The 16,770-nt window shown below is 64.3% G+C and carries 17 protein-coding genes and 1 pseudogene; 9 read left to right on the top strand and 9 right to left on the bottom strand.

Translation table 11 applies throughout. From position 1 onward, the window contains the following. Positions 1-57: 57 nt before the first annotated feature. Positions 58-924: an amidohydrolase family protein gene (locus tag VEI45_RS07620; RefSeq protein ID WP_324851783.1), complete on the top strand. Its 867-nt coding sequence runs from the start codon at positions 58-60 to the stop codon at positions 922-924. Positions 925-927: 3 nt separating this feature from the next. Here VEI45_RS07620 and fadD17 read toward each other — a convergent pair whose 3' ends face one another. From fadD17 to VEI45_RS07605, 3 genes are read right to left on the bottom strand one after another with little or no spacing between them, the layout of a single operon-like run. Continuing rightward, the gene (fadD17, locus tag VEI45_RS07615) at positions 928-2,436 is read right to left on the bottom strand and encodes a long-chain-fatty-acid--CoA ligase FadD17 (protein WP_324851781.1); all 1,509 of its coding nucleotides are present in this window, start codon (positions 2,434-2,436) and stop codon (positions 928-930) included. Between the two features lie 7 nt (positions 2,437-2,443). Then, the gene (locus VEI45_RS07610; protein ID WP_324851779.1) at positions 2,444-3,571 is read right to left on the bottom strand and encodes an acyl-CoA dehydrogenase family protein; all 1,128 of its coding nucleotides are present in this window, start codon (positions 3,569-3,571) and stop codon (positions 2,444-2,446) included. Positions 3,572-3,599: 28 nt separating this feature from the next. Next, the gene (locus tag VEI45_RS07605) at positions 3,600-4,781 is read right to left on the bottom strand and encodes an acyl-CoA dehydrogenase family protein (protein ID WP_324851777.1); all 1,182 of its coding nucleotides are present in this window, start codon (positions 4,779-4,781) and stop codon (positions 3,600-3,602) included. A 181-nt stretch (positions 4,782-4,962) separates the two neighbouring features. Here VEI45_RS07605 and VEI45_RS07600 point away from each other — a divergent pair, with 181 nt between their 5' ends. Together VEI45_RS07600 and VEI45_RS07595 are read left to right on the top strand one after the other, a co-directional pair. Further along, positions 4,963-5,154, top strand: coding sequence for a ferredoxin (locus tag VEI45_RS07600; protein ID WP_324851775.1), 192 nt, complete (start codon positions 4,963-4,965; stop codon positions 5,152-5,154). A 13-nt stretch (positions 5,155-5,167) separates the two neighbouring features. After that, positions 5,168-6,094, top strand: a complete 927-nt coding sequence (locus VEI45_RS07595; RefSeq protein ID WP_324851773.1) for a 3-oxoacyl-ACP reductase — start codon at positions 5,168-5,170, stop codon at positions 6,092-6,094. 46 nt (positions 6,095-6,140) lie between these two features. Here VEI45_RS07595 and VEI45_RS07590 read toward each other — a convergent pair whose 3' ends face one another. The 3 genes from VEI45_RS07590 to VEI45_RS07580 all read right to left on the bottom strand — a co-directional run bounded on the left by VEI45_RS07590 (position 6,141) and on the right by VEI45_RS07580 (position 8,393). Continuing rightward, the gene (locus tag VEI45_RS07590) at positions 6,141-7,619 is read right to left on the bottom strand and encodes a trehalose-6-phosphate synthase (RefSeq protein WP_324851771.1); all 1,479 of its coding nucleotides are present in this window, start codon (positions 7,617-7,619) and stop codon (positions 6,141-6,143) included. Further along, positions 7,619-7,783, bottom strand: coding sequence for a hypothetical protein (locus VEI45_RS07585; RefSeq protein ID WP_324851769.1), 165 nt, complete (start codon positions 7,781-7,783; stop codon positions 7,619-7,621). Before VEI45_RS07585 ends, VEI45_RS07590 begins: the two co-directional genes overlap by 1 nt. Positions 7,784-7,913: 130 nt before the next feature. Beyond that, positions 7,914-8,393: an MPT63 family protein gene (locus VEI45_RS07580; RefSeq protein ID WP_324851789.1), complete on the bottom strand. Its 480-nt coding sequence runs from the start codon at positions 8,391-8,393 to the stop codon at positions 7,914-7,916. A 324-nt stretch (positions 8,394-8,717) separates the two neighbouring features. On the opposite strand from VEI45_RS07580, the gene VEI45_RS07575 reads away from it, so the two are divergent. From VEI45_RS07575 to VEI45_RS07565, 3 genes are all read left to right on the top strand, one after another. After that, positions 8,718-9,653: an enoyl-CoA hydratase gene (locus VEI45_RS07575; RefSeq protein WP_324851767.1), complete on the top strand. Its 936-nt coding sequence runs from the start codon at positions 8,718-8,720 to the stop codon at positions 9,651-9,653. Between the two features lie 64 nt (positions 9,654-9,717). Further along, the gene (locus VEI45_RS07570; protein ID WP_324851765.1) at positions 9,718-10,551 is read left to right on the top strand and encodes an SDR family oxidoreductase; all 834 of its coding nucleotides are present in this window, start codon (positions 9,718-9,720) and stop codon (positions 10,549-10,551) included. Positions 10,552-10,675: 124 nt separating this feature from the next. Then, positions 10,676-11,950, top strand: coding sequence for an amidohydrolase family protein (locus tag VEI45_RS07565; RefSeq protein WP_324851763.1), 1,275 nt, complete (start codon positions 10,676-10,678; stop codon positions 11,948-11,950). On the opposite strand, the gene VEI45_RS07560 is transcribed toward VEI45_RS07565, so the two are convergent. Next, positions 11,947-12,519, bottom strand: coding sequence for a PaaI family thioesterase (locus tag VEI45_RS07560; protein ID WP_324851761.1), 573 nt, complete (start codon positions 12,517-12,519; stop codon positions 11,947-11,949). The genes VEI45_RS07565 and VEI45_RS07560 overlap by 4 nt on opposite strands. 123 nt (positions 12,520-12,642) lie before the next feature. On the opposite strand from VEI45_RS07560, the gene VEI45_RS07555 reads away from it, so the two are divergent. Then, the gene (locus VEI45_RS07555; protein ID WP_324851759.1) at positions 12,643-13,317 is read left to right on the top strand and encodes a PadR family transcriptional regulator; all 675 of its coding nucleotides are present in this window, start codon (positions 12,643-12,645) and stop codon (positions 13,315-13,317) included. Here the strand turns inward: VEI45_RS07555 and VEI45_RS07550 are convergent, their stop codons facing one another. Beyond that, positions 13,318-15,021: a 3-ketosteroid-delta-1-dehydrogenase gene (locus tag VEI45_RS07550; RefSeq protein WP_324851757.1), complete on the bottom strand. Its 1,704-nt coding sequence runs from the start codon at positions 15,019-15,021 to the stop codon at positions 13,318-13,320. A 100-nt stretch (positions 15,022-15,121) separates the two neighbouring features. On the opposite strand from VEI45_RS07550, the gene VEI45_RS07545 reads away from it, so the two are divergent. Together VEI45_RS07545 and VEI45_RS07540 are read left to right on the top strand one after the other, a co-directional pair. Beyond that, positions 15,122-16,264, top strand: a complete 1,143-nt coding sequence (locus tag VEI45_RS07545) for a Rieske 2Fe-2S domain-containing protein (protein ID WP_324851787.1) — start codon at positions 15,122-15,124, stop codon at positions 16,262-16,264. 17 nt (positions 16,265-16,281) lie between these two features. Continuing rightward, positions 16,282-16,566, top strand: a complete 285-nt coding sequence (locus tag VEI45_RS07540; protein ID WP_414687424.1) for a ferredoxin — start codon at positions 16,282-16,284, stop codon at positions 16,564-16,566. Here the strand turns inward: VEI45_RS07540 and VEI45_RS07535 are convergent. After that, positions 16,563-16,770 (bottom strand): annotated as a pseudogene (locus tag VEI45_RS07535) (hypothetical protein); the annotation flags it as partial. The gene VEI45_RS07540 and the pseudogene VEI45_RS07535 sit on opposite strands and share 4 nt — an antisense overlap.

The raw sequence follows: 16,770 nt of genomic DNA, 5'->3' as shown, positions 1-16,770 counted from the left end.
CTTGTTTCAACCTGGTGAGCACCGAAAGGCGCGAGCGACTCGGATTCGGAGGACCTTATGGCTGGCTGTGCCGGGTTGCCGGTGTTCGACACGATGATCGGCTTTCCCCACCAGGGCTCTGGTCAGTACGACTTCATCCGCGAGCAGACCAAGGACCGGGAGTCGCGGGAGAAGTTCGAATTCCCCGTTGAATACATGTTCAAAGGGGTACCGAAAGATCTGCCGACCACCGATCCCGTCGGGGTGACGCTGCACGAGATGGACCGCTTCGGAATCCAGAAGGGCATGATCGGCGTCGTCGACGAGACTTCCCAATTGGCGCTGAGAAAGTATCCCGATCGGTTCGTGCCGTCGGGGGCGGTACGCGATCCCAACGACGTGATGGGGTCGGTGAAAGCCATTCACCGAGAGCACGACGAGTTCGGCATCCGGGCCACCTCGGTGTTCCCCGCGGGCACCTTCCCGCAGGTGCCGATCGACGACCCGAAGATGTATCCGATCTACGCCGCATGTGCCGAGCTGGGCATACCGATCTTCGTGTGCGCCGGGGTGCCCGGGCCGCGGGTGCCGTTCGCACCTCAGGACGTTGCGCGCATCGACATCGTGATGTTCGACTTTCCCGATCTGGTCTTCGTAACTCGTCACGGGTGTGAGCCATGGGAGGACCTGGCCGTCAAGTTGATGTTGAAGTGGCCGAACCTGTACTACTCGACGTCGGCATTCGCGCCCAAGTATTACCCCAAGGCGATCGTCGACTACGCCAACACCCGCGGCGCGGACAAGGTGCTTTACGCCGGATACTTCCCGATGGGGCTGACGCTAGAGCGAATCTTCACCGAGATGCCCAACGTGCCCTTCCGCGACGCCGTGTGGCCGAAGTTTTTGTACGGCAATGCGGCACGCATTCTGGGCATGGAGGATTGAGGTCTACCGCGGGATGGGCCACACCGGATCGGCGCAGTCGAGGCCCTGGGCGGAGAGCTGCCGCTTGATCACCTTGAAGGTCGCGGTGCGCGGCAGCGTCGTGCCGACCCGAACGTACGACGGCCACTGCTTGGGGCCGAGGTCGGTCTGCTCGGCCAGGAACGCGCGGAATTTGTCCGCGTCGAACTGGGCCCCAGGTGCTAACACCATCGCGGCCATCACCTGATCGCCGACGGCCGGATCCGGCACCGCATAGACCGCTACCTCGGTCACGTCCGGATGGCGCAGCAGCACCCGCTCGATGGGCGCGGTCCCAAGATTCTCCCCGTCGACGCGCAGCCAGTCGCCGAGCCGGCCGGTGAAATACGCATAGCCGGCCTCGTCGCGGTAAGCCAAGTCGCCGCTGTGATAGACGCCGCCTTTCATCCGCTGCGCATTGGCCTCGGCATCGTTGTAGTAGCCCTCGAAACGCCCTGGGCCACCGGTATTCACCAGCTCACCGATCACACCGACTGGGCACGGCTGACCGGTGTCGACGTCAACGATCTCGATGCCATCGGGCAGCAGACCCAGTGCGCCCGCCGGGGCATCCGGTGTGCGGCTGATCGCCACCCCGCCCTCGGTCGATCCGAAGCCGTCGATGACAACGCAGCCGAACCGGTCCGCGAAACGCTCGATGTCGCCCGGCGCCCCCTCGTTGCCGTACACCGCACGCAGCGGATTGTCGGCGTCGTCTGGACGCTCGGGTGTGGCGAGCACATAGGACAACGGTTTGCCGACGTAGTTGGCGTAGGTGGCGCCGTAGCGGCGGATGTCCAGCAGAAATCCGGACGCAGAGAATTTGCGCCGCAACACCATTGAGCCACGACAGGCTAACGACACCGCCCATCCGACCAGCACCGCGTTGGAATGAAACAGCGGCATCGACGCGTAACAGACGTCGGAAGGGCCGAGACTGAATCGCTCGGTCATCGTCACGCCGGCGATCCCGACTTTGCCGTGGCTGCACATCACCGCCTTGGGATCACCGCTGGTGCCCGAGGTGAAGATCAGCATGAACAGATCGGCGGGCTCGGCGGACGGAAAACGCACCTCGGCGTCGTGGTGCGCGGCTACCTCCTCGGCCCATTCTGCGGCGTCGACGTTAATATGGTCGATATCGCCCAGCGTCGCAGCGGAATTCGAGTCGGCCAGTACCAGCTGGCAATCCGCGTGGTTGATGTCTCGGGCGAGCGCCGCGCCGCGGCGCACCGGGTTGAGGCCCACCGGGACAATTCCCGACATCCCGGCGGCGACCAAGACCGCGGAGAAAAACGGCGTGTTCTCCAGCAGCACCCCGACATGCGGCGGCCGGCCCGGGTCAAGCCGCTCGCGCAGCGTCGCCGCCAACGCAGCACCGTGCCGAAGATGATCACGCCAGTTGACGAACGAATCCTCGAAGTAGACGCCCCGATCGTCGACATCGACGAGCGGTCGCAGCAAGTCGACGACGGTTGGGAGCGCCTCGGTCACGGTTAGGCTAGGCGGGGGTGTCGGCCAGTTCCCGACCGATGCGCAGCAGCGCTCCGGTGGCGCCGCCCAGCGCGAACTCGGTCTGCTTGGCGGCCAGGAAGTAACGGTGCACCGGATGGTCGGTGTCGATGCCGACGCCGCCATGTATGTGAACGATGGTGTGCGCCACGCGATGTCCGGCGTCGGCCGCCCAGAATGCCGCGGTGGCGACCTCGGTGTCGGCGGGCAGGTCCTCGCTGAGCCGCCAGGCGGCCTGGGTGAGCGTCAGCCGCAATCCCTTGACGTCGATGTAGCTGTCGGCAAGCCGTTGCCCCACCGCCTGGAAGCTGCCGATCGGGCGGTCGAACTGCTCACGAGTGCGAGCGTATTCAGCGGTCAACTGTAGCCCACGGTCTAGGACTCCGAGCTGAAAGGCGCTGCGGCCCAGCACATCCAGCGTGGCGATCCAGCTGACCACGTCCTCGCCGCCGACCACTCGTTGGCCATCCACCTCGACCCCGTCCAGTCGGAGCTGCCCGACGCTGCCCAGCCCGGTGGTATCCAGCGCCGTCACGAAGACTCCCGGGTCGCCGGCAGCAACCAGGAAAACGGCAGTACCGGAATCGGTTTCGGCCGGCACCAAGAACCCGTCGGCCACCGGTCCGTAGGCCACCTGGGTGCGGGTTCCGGTCAGGCGGTAGCCGTCACCGGAACGCGCGGCCTGCACCGGGCCGTCGCCCATTTCGCCGTCCAACGCGACCGTCAGGATCTTGGTGCCACTCACCGCGGCTTCGCCCCACTGCTTCTGAAGTTGCGGTGAACCGAACCGGGCCAACGCGCCCGCGGCCAAAACGACGGAGTCCAGGTAGGGGACGGCCGCGAGTTGCCGGCCGAGGCCGACGAGTACCGCGGTCTGCTCGAGCACCCCAAAACCGCCCCCGCCCACCGACTCCGGCGCAGCGGTGGAGAGGATGTCGGCGTCGATGAGCTTGCTCCACAGCTCGCGATCAAAGCGTCCCCCTGCCCTTCGGGCGGGAGGTGCCCCCAGATCCAGACCGTCGAGTTGACGTTGGTGCTCCGGCGTGCACACCGAGTCGACGATCGTGTTGACCAGATCGCCGAGATCCTGCGCCGCTTCGGTGGTCGAAAAGTCCATGATCCAAAGTCCTTTTGGGCTAGAAAGGTTAGCGGTTGGCTCGGGGCAGGCCTAAGGCCACCATGCCGATGATGTCGCGCTGCACTTCGTTGGTGCCGCCGCCGAAGGTCAGGATCAAGCAGGCCCGGTGCATCCGCTCGACCCGGCCCCGCAGCAACGCTCCGGGTGAATCCTGACGAACGGTCGCCGCGGTGCCCAGCACCTCCATCAGCAGGCGGTAGGCCTCGGTGGCCAGCTCGGTGCCGAACACCTTGGCTGCCGAGGCATCCGCCGGTGAAGGCGCGGCTGCGTCCGACGACGCCAGCTCCCAGTTGATCAGCTTGAGGACCTCGACCTTGGCGTGCACTCGGGCCAGGTTGAGCTGCACCCACTCCGAATCGATGAGCCGGGCGCCGCCGGCGTCCTTGGTGTTCTGCGCCCACTCCCGAACCTGGCTGAGCGCCATGATGATCGGCATCGGCGACACCAACGCGACGCGCTCGTGGTTGAGCTGGTTGGTGACCAGCTTCCAGCCGCCGTTCTCCTCACCGACCCGGTCGGCCACCGGGACGCGGACATCGGAGTAATAAGTGGCACTGGTGTCGGGCCCGGCCATGGTGTGCACCGGCGTCCAGGAGAAGCCGTCAGCGGTGGTTGGGACGATCAGCACCGAAATGCCGCGGTGCTTCTTGGCTTCGGTGTTGGTGCGCACTGCCAGCCAGACGTAGTCCGCGTACTGGATCAGGCTGGTCCACATCTTCTGGCCGTTGACCACATAGTCGTCGCCGTCGCGCACCGCGGTGGTCCGCAGGTTGGCCAGGTCGGTGCCGGCGCCGGGTTCGGAGTAGCCGATCGCGAAGTGCAGATCCCCGGAAGCGATCTTGGGCAGGAAGAACTTCTTCTGTTCCTCGCTACCGAAGGCCATGATGGTCGGCGCGACGCTGTTGATGGTCAGGAACGGCACCGGCGCACCGGCGATCGCGGCCTCGTCGGTGAAGATAAGCGAGTCCATCGGGGAACGGTCCTGGCCGCCGTACTCCTTGGGCCAGTTCAGGGTGAGCCACCCGTCCTTGCCCATCTGTGCGACCGTCTCGCGGTAGACGTTGCCCTCGCCGACCTCGCCGGACGTCGAACTCAACGCCTCGCGGCGTTCCGGGGTGATCAGCTTGGCGAAGTACGAGCGCAGTTCGCGACGCAGCTCCTCCTGCTCAGGCGTATAACTGATGCGCATTCCGGTCACCCTCCTCCTCGTAGGTGTATTGCGCGGCAGCCTGAACCAACGGCTACCCATTCGCCACCCTGGTTGTAACACGTTCTAGTCTGAGGGTCCAGCGACCGTCCCGCCGAACCCGTTCGCAGCTGGTCGTATGGTGGGTCATACCTACTCACAGCCCACATTCAAGGAGGACGCCGTGCGGGTGATAGTCGACCACGACCGTTGCGAAGGCAACGCGGTGTGCCTGGGAATCGCGCCGGATATCTTCGACCTCGACGACGAGGACTACGCGGTAGTAAAGACCGACCCGATTCCGGCCGATCGGGAGGCGCTGGCCGAGCAGGCGATCGCCGAATGCCCGCGGGCCGCCCTCAAACGCGAAGACTAGAGGTATTCATAAATTGACTAGCAGCACGAAAGCGACCGATCTGTCCGGAAAGGTCGCGGTGGTGACCGGTGCGGCCGCCGGGCTGGGCCGCGCCGAAGCGATCGGCTTAGCCCGTGCCGGTGCCACTGTCGTGGTCAACGACATCGCCGCAGCGCTGGATGCTTCCGACGTCATCGACGAGATCACCGCCGCCGGCGCTGCTTCTGGTGCAAAAGCGCTGGCGGTCCCAGGCGACATCAGTCAACGCGCGACCGCCGACGAGCTGGTCAGCTGCGCCGACGGGCTGGGCGGCTTGAGCATCGTGGTGAACAACGCAGGTATCACGCGCGATCGGATGCTGTTCAACATGTCCGACGAGGAATGGGACGCGGTGATCGCCGTGCACCTGCGCGGCCATTTTCTGCTGACCCGCAACGCGGCCACCTATTGGCGGCAAAAAGCGAAGCAGGCCACCGACGGTTCGGTCTACGGCCGCATTGTCAACACGTCGTCGGAGGCGGGGCTGGTGGGTCCGGTGGGGCAGGCCAACTACGGCGCCGCCAAGGCTGGCATCACGGCGCTGACCCTGACGGCGGCGCGGGCGCTGGGACGCTACGGAGTTTGCGCAAACGCGATCTGTCCGCGGGCCCGGACGGCGATGACGGCCGATGTCTTCGGGGAGGCCCCCGAGATCGGTGACGGCGAAATCGACCCGCTCTCGCCTGAGCACGTGGTCACCCTGGTGCGCTTCCTGGCATCCCCTGCGGCCAGCGCCGTCAACGGCCAGGTTTTCATCGTGTACGGCCCGCAAGTGACACTGGTGTCGGCACCCAGCGTCGAGCATCGGTTCACCGCAGACGCGCAGGCATGGGACCCCGGTCAGCTCAGCGCCACGCTGCAGGATTATTTTGCTGGGCGTGAGCCGGAACGGAATTTCGCGGCGACCGGGTTAATGGAGTGATAATCCGGATCACGAGACTCAGGGCACCTGCGGCCGCACCACCGATTCAACGGCCCTCTGGATGCGCCTCGGCCAGCGCGTCGAGAAACGATCGGGCCCAACGGTCGACGTCGTGGGCGAGTACCTGGCGTCGCAAGGCCCGCATCCGGCGCCGGCCCTCCTCGACTGTTTGGTTCAGCGCCGCCTCGATCGCGTCTTTGACGCCTTCGGTGTCATGCGGATTGACCAGGTAGGCTTGTCCGAGTTCGGCTGCGGCACCGGTGAATTCGCTGAGTACCAGCGCACCGCCGAGATCGCTACGGCAAGCGACGTACTCTTTGGCCACCAGGTTCATCCCGTCCCGCAGCGGGGTGACCAGCATGACGTCGCTGGCTACAAAGAAGGCGACGAGTTCGTCGCGGGGAACCGGGCGGTGCAGGTAGTGCACCACCGGATGGCCGACTTCGCCGTATTCGCCGTTGATGTGGCCGACCTCGCGCTCGATATCGCTGCGTAGGAGCTGATAGCTCTCCACACGTTCGCGGCTGGGCGTGGCGAGCTGGACCAGCACGGTGTCCTCGCCTTTGACGCGGCCCTCGGCGAGCAGCTCGGCAAACGCCTTGAGCCGCACGTCTATGCCTTTGGTGTAGTCGAGCCGGTCGACACCGAGTAGAACCTTGCGGGGGTTGCCGATCTCGGCCCGGATCTCCTTGGCCCGCTTGCGGATGTTGCGGTCACGGCCCTTGTGGTCGAGTTCGCTCGAGTCGATGGAAATAGGGAAGGCGCCCACTCGAACGGTGCGGCCGTCGAGCTCCACCTCGCCGAATCGCGACCGCACGCCGACCGAACCCCGGGACGTGCTCGCGCCGAGGAGGCGTCGCGACAGAATCAGGAAGTTCTGGGCGCCGCCGGCCAGATGAAATCCGACCAGGTCCGCGCCAAGCAGTCCTTCCACGATTTCGGTGCGCCAGGGCATCTGCATGAACAGCTCGACCGGCGGGAACGGGATGTGCAGAAAGAAGCCGATGGTCAGATCGGGTCGCAGTTCGCGCAGCATCGCAGGCACCAGCTGCAACTGGTAGTCCTGCACCCAGACGGTCGCCCCCCGGGCGGCGGCGCGGGATGCGGCCTTGGCGAAACGGCGGTTGACCTCGACGTAGCGATCCCACCATTCCCGTTCGTAGATCGGTTTGACGATGACGTCGTGGTAGAGCGGCCACAGCGTGGCGTTGGAAAATCCCTCGTAGTACTCAGCGACGTCGTCGGCGGACAGTCGTACCGGGTGAAGCCGCAGATCGTCCTTCACGATCGGCGCATCTTCGGTGTCGACGTCGTCGTCGACAGTTCCCGGCCAACCGATCCAGGCCCCGTGACGGCGGCGAAGCAGCGGCTCCAGCGCGGTGACCAACCCGCCGGGGCTGCGCTTCCACGTGGTGCTCCCGTCGGGCAGCCGCTCCATGTCGATCGGCAGCCGGTTGGCCACCACCACGAAGTCGGACTCTCCTAGGGCAGATCCCTTCGAGCCCGAGCCCCTGGCGGGGGGCATTAGACCTCGATTTTCGCCGGCCCAATACCGAGCATCGATAGGAAGATGCGGCATTCGTCGGCGTCGTTCGCGTAGGCCGCTACTACGCGCCTGGCCTGGCTTGCGGTGCTGTCAGTCAGCGGTTGCACATCGTCGATGTCGTGATGATCAGATTTAGCGGGCATGACATAACTGTATGCGAAGTGCGTATACAGCCGCAGCCGGCTGGTCTGGCCTGGGACGATGCAGGCCATACTGGGGAAGTGGAGGTGACCTCCGGGCGAGTTGCCTCTTGGCTCTCCTATGGATGCCTGTCTATGGCCCCCAAATGAGGAGGTCTTCCATTCCGTTGTTCATTGTGACGGTGGTCGGCGGTGGACCAGTGACGTCGAAGTGGATTTTGCCGGTCGCTTGTGCGCCTTGCGGGATGGTGGCCCCGCTGATGTTGGTCGGGCTAGCGGTTTGCCACAAAACCCGGTAGATGGCTTGGTTGGGGGCGACGGCGTTGAATTGCGAAATGGCCGGGGTGACGGGACCCGAGACGGCGTTGACCGTGGCGGTGGCTTCCCAGAGCTTGCCGGCTACGGCGTAACCCTGCAGCACATCGGAGCTGGGCTGGAGGTTGCTGACCGTCCAGTTGAGGGTGACTTGGCCGACGGAATCAGTCATCGTTAACTGGCTGCCAAGTTTGCCGGTGATGGGATAAGCCGCCGACGCAACCGGGGCGCTGGCGATGCCAATCGTCGCGATGGCCACCGCCGCGACTGACTTCTTTGTCATCGTGGTGATCTTCACTTCTCGTCTCCTACTCGTTTGAGCGACATCATTCGTCGCCCGCCGATCTAATAAACCCACTTTAAGCGGGAAGACAATCGCGTCCACGAATTAATTTCCAATTGCCTCAAGTTTTGGACACGGTTAATGTCCGTGCCTGGGCGTGGGGTGGGCTAATCGGCGCGCCAATCGCTGAGAGGTTGATTTGTTCCTACCGGCAGAGTTCGATCCGAACGATGTTTCACCTTGCTCGGCAACGTTCTAGCCAGGGAACAACCCGCCGACGGATGCGTTACGTGCTGGCCGTAATGTGTAAGCGTCTAACCAAGGCGAGTGAGGTGGCGAATGGCAGTCCCCAACGAGGTGGGCACCAGCGTGGTTGACGGGAAGTCTGAAGAGCTGGTGGCCTACGAAACGCTCGACGAGGGCCGTATCGCCCGGATCTGGCTCAACCGGCCCGACGCGCACAACGCCCAGAGCCGTGGGCTGCTTGTTCAACTCGACGAGGCGTTCTTGCGCGCCGAGGCCGACGACGACGTTCGCGTGGTGATCCTGGCCGCGCGCGGTCGGAATTTCTCTGCCGGCCACGACCTGGGTTCGGAGTTGGCATTGGCGGAGCGGGCGCCCGGACCGGCGCAGCTGCCGAGTTTCCGGATAAACGGCGCCACCCGCGATCCGGTTGCGGAGAAAACGTACCTTCAGGAATGGCATTATTTCTTCCAAAACACTTGCCGTTGGCGCGATTTGCGCAAGATCACCATTGCGCAGGTGCAGGGCAACGCGATCTCCGCGGGTTTGATGCTGATCTGGGCCTGTGACCTGATCGTCGCCGCCGACAATGCGAAGTTCAGCGACGTCGTCGGTGTCCGCATGGGCATGCCCGGTGTCGAATACTACGCGCACCCTTGGGAATTCGGCCCGCGCAAAGCCAAAGAGCTTTTGCTGACCGGTGATTCGCTGGACGCCGACGAGGCTTACCGGCTCGGGATGGTATCGAAGGTCTTTCCGCTGGACGAACTGGAGGACAAGACCCTGGAGTTCGCGCGGCGCATCGCCGAGCGGCCCACGATGGCGGCGCTGCTTATCAAGGACTCGGTCAACGCGGCCTCGGACGCGATGGGTTTCACCGAGGCGCTGCGCCACGCATTCCACATCCACGAGCTGGGCCATGCCCACTGGGCGGCGCACAACGAGAACAGGTACCCGATCGGACTGCCGCCCGATGTGGAGGACTGGCGCACGGCAAAGCCGTCGAAACTGGCCCGCCGCGACACCCCGTAGCCCCGCGACGGGCGCATGGTTCGATTGCTAGAACCTGTTTCAGTTTGGCTGTGAAGGGGCTGGCGTGCAGCTTTCGTTCGAAGACCGGACCTACCTGGTCACCGGCGGTGGCAGTGGAATCGGTAAGGGGGTGGCCGCCGGGTTAGTAGCCGCCGGGGCCGCAGTCATGATCGTCGGCCGGAACTCCGATCGGCTGGCGGCCGCTGCCCAGGAGATCGACGCGGTTAAGGCGAGTGGCGGCGCGATCCGATATGAGCCTGCCGACGTCACCAACGAAGAAGAGGTCGCGCGCGCCGTCGACGCCACCACGGCATGGCATGGCCGGCTGCACGGCGCGGTGCATTGTGCGGGCGGATCGCAGACCATCGGACCGATCACCCAGATCGACTCGGAGGCGTGGCGACGCACCGTCGACCTCAACATCAACGGCACCATGTACGTGCTCAAGCACGCCGCCCGCGAACTGGTACGCGGCGGTGGCGGGTCGTTCGTCGGTATCTCGTCGATCGCGGCCAGCAACACCCACCGCTGGTTCGGCGCCTACGGGGTGACCAAGTCGGGCCTCGACCACCTGATGATGCTGGCCGCCGACGAACTGGGCCCATCCTGGGTGCGGGTCAACAGCATCCGGCCGGGCTTGATCCGCACGGACATGGTCGCCCCGATCACCGACTCGCCGGAGCTCAGCGAGGACTACCGGATCTGCACCCCGCTGCCGCGGGTGGGCGAGGTGGAAGACATCGCCAACGCGGCGATGTTTCTGCTGAGCGACGCGGCCGGCTGGATCACCGGCCAGATCATCAACGTCGACGGCGGGCAGCTGCTACGGCGCGGCCCGGACTTCACGGCGATGCTGGAACCGGTATTCGGTGCCGACGGGCTACGGGGAGTGGTCTGACCCGGCTCCCGCGTCGCGGCGGCCATCGATGATCCGATCGATGCCCGCTCAGTGAGATGGAGATCTTGCGGTCATCGGACCATCCGGAAAGCTAGCCTCGTATACGACAACGCCGGAGGAAACGATGCCTGCAACTTGGGACACGATCGATCGCTATGTCGTCATCTCGACGGACACCCACGCGGGGGCGGATATCGGCGACTACAAGCCCTATCTGCCCGCGGCCCTGCACGATGAGTTCGATGCCTGGGCGAAGACCTACGTCAGCCCGTTCGATGACCTGATCATCGCTACCGCCAGTCGGAACTGGGATAGCGAGCTCCGGATTGCCGACATGGACGCCGACGGGGTGGCCGCCGAGGTGCTGTTGCCCAATACCGTTCCGCCGTTCTTTCCGACCACCCCCAACATCACTATCAGCCTGCCGCGGACTCGCGACGAGCTCGAGAAGCGTTGGGCGGGTGTGCAGGCCCACAATCGCTGGCAGATCGACTTCTGCTCGCTTGCCCCGACCCGTCGCCGCGGGTTGATCCAGATCTTTCCCAACGATGTCGAGCTGGCGATGGAAGAAATTCGCTGGGGTGCCGAGCATGGCTGCTTCGGCGGGGTGCTCGTCCCGCCGGTCTCGCCGGGTGATCCCAACGTCGCACCGCTCTTCCACACCCGCTACGAACCGCTTTGGGCGCTGTGCGCGGATCTGGATCTGACGGTGGTACAGCACGCGGGTGCCGGCAGCCCCGAGATGCCGATGGACCAACCGGCGTCCAACGCGGTGCTGATCACCGAGATGGCGCTATGGGCCAACCGCACGCTCGGACACTTGATCCTTGCCGGGGTGTTCGAGCGGTACCCGACCTTACGGTTCGTGCCGACCGAGCAGGGCACGCTTTGGGTGCCGGGGCAACTGGGCATGCTCGACGCCATGGTGCCCACCATGAAATCCGAGGCTCACAACCGCACCTACGGGATGTTCGGCGGCTCATCCGTTGACGAGCTGACCATGACACCAAGCGAATACGTCCAGCGGAACTGTTATCTGGCCAGCGAGTTGGCGCCGTTCGACTCGGGGATGATCGATTTCATGGGCCCGGAGCACATCATGTGGGGCAGCGACTATCCGCACGAGGAGGGCTTCACGCCCCACTCCAAGCTGGCGATCCGCTGGGCTTTGCATAAAAGGCCGGAGGACGAGTGCCGAAAGATTCTGGGCGGCAACGCCGGTCGTTTGTACCGGTTCGACCTCGATGCGCTCGCACCGGTCGCCGCCAAGATCGGACCGACGGTCGCCGAGGTGCAGACGCCGCTGGAGGACACCGGTTATCGGGCCCCGGCCGCATTCGGCTACCGACCGTTCGAAGGTGGGCTGGCACTCAAGCGGCTGGCTCCGGCCCGGAGCTAGCTCTCCCGTGGGTGGAGGAACACGCCTTCAGCCTGGACGGTGATGCCCTGTGCATCGGCAATATGGCCGCTAGCGAACGTTTTGACGCCCTCAACACGCTCGACGTGTGCCTCTGCGTGCAGCGGGCCGAGCGGCGTGCCCCGCAGATATCGGACGCTGAGAGTGCCGGTAACTGCGGGCCTTCCAGGCTTGTGCGCGGTTGCGCCCAGGACGTGGTCGAGCACCATCGCGCACACTCCGCCATGCACGTGGCCCGGTGGTCCTTCGTAGGCTGCGCCGAGAGTGAACTCGGTCCACACCAGTCCGTTAGCTTCGTGGTTGATCGCGAGCGGAGGGGCGACTGGGTTGCGCAGACCGATCACTACGTTGCCCCATGCCATCGATTGACCATCGCCGGTTTGCCGCACGCCGAAGGAACCCGGCATCAGCTCCGCACTTAATTTCTCAGTGGCGCGATCGATCTTTTCTTTGGCGGCGGTGAGGGTCGCTGCGTCGACTTGCGTTCTGATGGTGGCATCGATGAGGCGGCGCACCGAATCGGCCAACGGCCGATATACCGTTTCGAGCATGACCAGTTCACCATTCGATGTCACGGACACAGCGTGCGTGGCGGCATGCGTGCCCGCAATGCCGTGTCCCACCCAGTGGTGAACGGTCGATATCCAGCCGGCCCGGCTTGTTAGCCTGGGGAAATGGCAGGCAGCGATTCACCGGGCAAGCCGAATCTGGCGGCGACCAGCTGGGCGCTGCTGGGCATGCTGTCATACGAGCACGAGCTTTCGGGTTATGACATCCGCAAATGGATTGACTGGAGCATGCGGTTCTTCTACGACAGCCCGGCCTACAGCCACATCTATTCCGAACTCAAGAAGCTGGAGAAGCTGGGCTTGGTAACCTCGCGCGTCGAGAACACCGGCGGAACCCGCAATCGCCGGTTGTACAAGATCACTGACGAGGGGCTGGACGCCGTGACCCAGTGGGCGAACGATGCGCCCGTCGACCCGCCAACGCTCAAACATGGCCCGCTGTTACGAGTGACGTTGGGGCATCTCACCAGACCCGAGAGGCTGAAGGAGCTGCTGCAAGAACACGTCGCTTATGCCGATGAGATGCACCGAAAAGCCGCGAAGGATGCGCGGTGGGCAAGCGCCGATCCGTCCTGGGCATACGCCCGCGTCGCGTTGCAGTGGGCGGAGCGCTATTACGCCAACGAGCGGGAGCTGGCCTTGAAGATGATCAAGGAGCTTGACGAGGCGGAAGCCGCGTTCCCTCAGCCGGGAAAAGGTGGACCTACCAAGATCCCTTGGCCCACACCGGAATTCTGGTACGAGATCGAAAAGAAGGCCGACGCCGAGGAACCGGACTGATCAGGCCCTCGCCGCGTCGCGGGCAGCGATGTAGCCGTACACCAGTCCCTGGGCGATAGTCGCGCCCGCTCCGGGATACGTGGTCCCGAACGCGTTGGCCGCGGTATTCCCGATTGCATACAGGCCTTTGATGGCACTGCCGTCTTCACGCAGCACTCGGGCGTGGTCGTCGGCTCGCAGACCGCCGCAGGTGCCGAGGTCGCTGAGCACCATCTTCACCGCATAAAAGGGCTTCCTATCGAGCGCGCGCAGATTGGGGTTCGGGTTGATGGTGGGATCGCCGTAGTAGCGGTCGTAGGCACTGCTCCCGCGATGGAAATCCCCGTCGTGTCCGGCTCGCGACATTTCGTTGAACCGCGTCACGGTAGTGGTGAACCGTGACGTGGGAACACCGATCTTGTCGGCCAGTTCAGCCAGGTCATGCGACCGGTGGGCGATCCCGGCCGCATACCATGACCGCGGAATCGACATGCGCGGAAACAGTTCGCCGGCAAAGACATAGCTGTTGCGGTACTGCTGGTCGAAGACGATCCACATGGATTCGATCGGACTGCCTGAGCGCTCCCGTTCCAGCAGGAGCTGGCCGAACGACATGTAATCCGTTGCCTCGTTGATGAATCGGGTGCCGTTCTGGTCGACGATCAGCGAACCCGGCAGGGACCGTTCGGCCAGCAGCACCGATGGCGAACGTCCAGGCAGCGGCGCCACGGCCGGAAACCACCAGGCCTGATCCATCAGATCGATTGCGGCACCGAGGTCTTGAGCGGCGTGGATCGCGTCACCGGTGTTGGTCTCGGCTCCCAGGCTCATGTGCTCGCCGAGGGATTCGGACTGAAACTTCCACCGCATAGCCATGCTGTGATCAAACCCGCCGGCGGCCAACACGACGCCGCGGCGGGCGGTCACGGTGACCTCGCGCCCGCCGTGGCCCAGCACTGCGCCGGTGACCCGCCCGCCATCGGTGGTCAACCGCTGCAACTCGGTGTCGGTCCAGATCGGGATACCGGCTCGCAGAGCACCGGCAAAGAGCCCGGCGGCCAGGGCCTGCCCGCCGGCGACATAGCGCCGGCCGAACAGCAGACCGCCGATTCCTTGGCCGAGGCGCTTGGCGATGGTCGGGATTCCCTTCCGCGGTACCCGGGCCATCAGGTTCATCCACCGGTAGTCGGCGGTTGTGGTGGGCATTGGGATCTTGACCTCCATGACCCCGGGTCGCAGCCGGGTCCGGTGCGCACCGAGGATCGCGGAGTCCAATGGTCGGCATTCGCAGGTGCGGCCGCCGGCGGTTCCGCCAAGCGCCTCGGGGTGATAGTCCGAATAGTCCTTTGCCCAGGTGAGCCGTATCGGTGTGGTGCGCCGCAGCAACTCGACCGTTGCGGTGACGTTCTTTAGGTAGCCGGTGGATCGCTCTGTCGGCGCGGTGCCGGCCACGATGGATCGCAAGTACGCTTCAGCACGCTCCGTGGTGTCGCGGGCGCCTTTCTCCTCGAGGATCGGGCTCGCCGGCAACCACAGCGCGCCGCCCGACCGAGCGGTCGAGCCGCCCACATAAGACGACTTCTCCACGATCAACACCGTCAATCCGCATTCGTGGGCGGCCAACGCTGCCGCTATACCTGTGCCGGAGCCCACGACGAGAAGGTCGACCAACGTGTCGCGCACCGGGATGCCAGCGGGAATTGTGGCTGGCTGAACAGTCGTCACAGAGATGACAGTAGGCCGCGGAATCGGCACCGTAACCGCTTTCTCCCTGCCAGCGGGACGGTCGTCGCCATACGCAGGCCAACGGTTGTACAACAACGACATGACATTGCAGTCGAATACTGACGGCGTCAGGGAGATCGAAGCCGCTGCGGCCCCTTCCCGATTCGCTCGCGGCTGGCACTGCCTGGGCCTGACCAAAGAGTTCGGCGATGGCAAGCCGCACGCTGTTCATGCATTCGGTCGAAAGCTGGTGGTCTTCCGAAGCGGAGACGGCGAGATCAACGCTCTTGACGGCTACTGCCGTCACATGGGCGGCGATCTCACCGAGGGCGAGGTGAAGGGCGATGAGATCGCGTGCCCATTCCACGATTGGCGCTGGGGCGGTGACGGCCGTTGCAAGCGCGTGCCCTACAGCAAGCGGACACCCAGGCTGGCCCGCACGACGAAGTGGACCACCTTAGAGCAAGACGGAATGTTGTTCGTGTGGAACGACCCTCAAGGCAATCCGCCGCCAACAGAGGTGACTATCCCGCGGATCGAGGGTGCGACCAGTGACGAGTGGACCGACTGGCATTGGTATACGACGATCGTCAATACCAACTGCCGCGAAATCATAGACAACGTCGTCGACATGGCCCACTTCTTCTACATTCATGGCTCCTTGCCCACGCACTTCAAGAACATCTTCGAGGGGCAGGTGGCCACGCAGTACATGAACAGTGCGGGCCGTCCCGACCTCGGTGGCACCGAAGGTGCACGGATGCTCGGCACTACATCGGTCGCGTCCTACTATGGTCCCTCATTCATGATCGACGACCTGACCTATCACTACGAGGAAGCCGACCACCAGACAGTACTCATCAATTGCCACTATCCGATCGATGCGAATTCTTTTGTGTTGCAATATGGGATCATCGTCAAGAAATCGGATTCCCTGCCCGACGAGCTCGCCATGCAGACCGCGATTAGCCTCGGCGATTTCGTCAAGCTCGGCTTCGAGCAAGACGTCGCGATCTGGAAAAATAAAACGCGCATCGACAACCCACTATTGGTTGAGGAAGACGGTCCGGTGTACCAGTTGCGCCGGTGGTACCAACAGTTCTACGTCGATGTCGGCGACGTGCAAGCGGACATGGTGGACCGCTTCGAGTTCGAGCTGGACACCACCCGCCCGTACGAAGCCTGGATGAAAGAGGTCGAGGCGAACATGCAGGCCCAGCCCGCCAGCGCAGGTTCGGTGTGACACCGATCGGTCTCCGCGTGAAAACTGACAACCGGCTCGACGACATGCCCATGATGCCAGTGGCATGCCGGCACTGCGGGGCGAGCGTCCAGGTCCGCAAGAGCAGCTGGACCCAGACGAGTGTGCAATGGACCGCCGAGGCGTTGGCTCGCTGCGAGGAACGTTGCGCCGCTGCTCAACTCACCCCATGCGGCAGAAGCGGTCTGTTCCTGGGGTGTTCGAAACTGACCGAGTCGATCGTCGACGCCGTGCGAGCGGGGACGCTGCCGCTCGTCAATGACGGCGCGGCATCGCCGTCCTAGCTGGACGACACCGGAATGATGGGAATTTTTTTCATCGCGCTAGCACGCGGATCGGGAGCTGCTGCGGCGGCTTTGTGGTTCTCTTCGCCGCGGGTGTAGGTCCACACGCAGAAGGGTTCGCCCTTGGCAAACTTGAAATCCTTTGGTGGCAAATTGATGTCGAGTTTGCAGCCGGGGAAGAACGGCGCGGAGATGCGCTGCTCG

Source organism: Mycobacterium sp. (assembly GCF_035623875.1).
GTDB lineage: Bacteria > Actinomycetota > Actinomycetes > Mycobacteriales > Mycobacteriaceae > Mycobacterium.
Note: the sequence above shows the minus strand (reverse complement) of the source record. Positions and strands in the feature narration are given on the sequence as shown.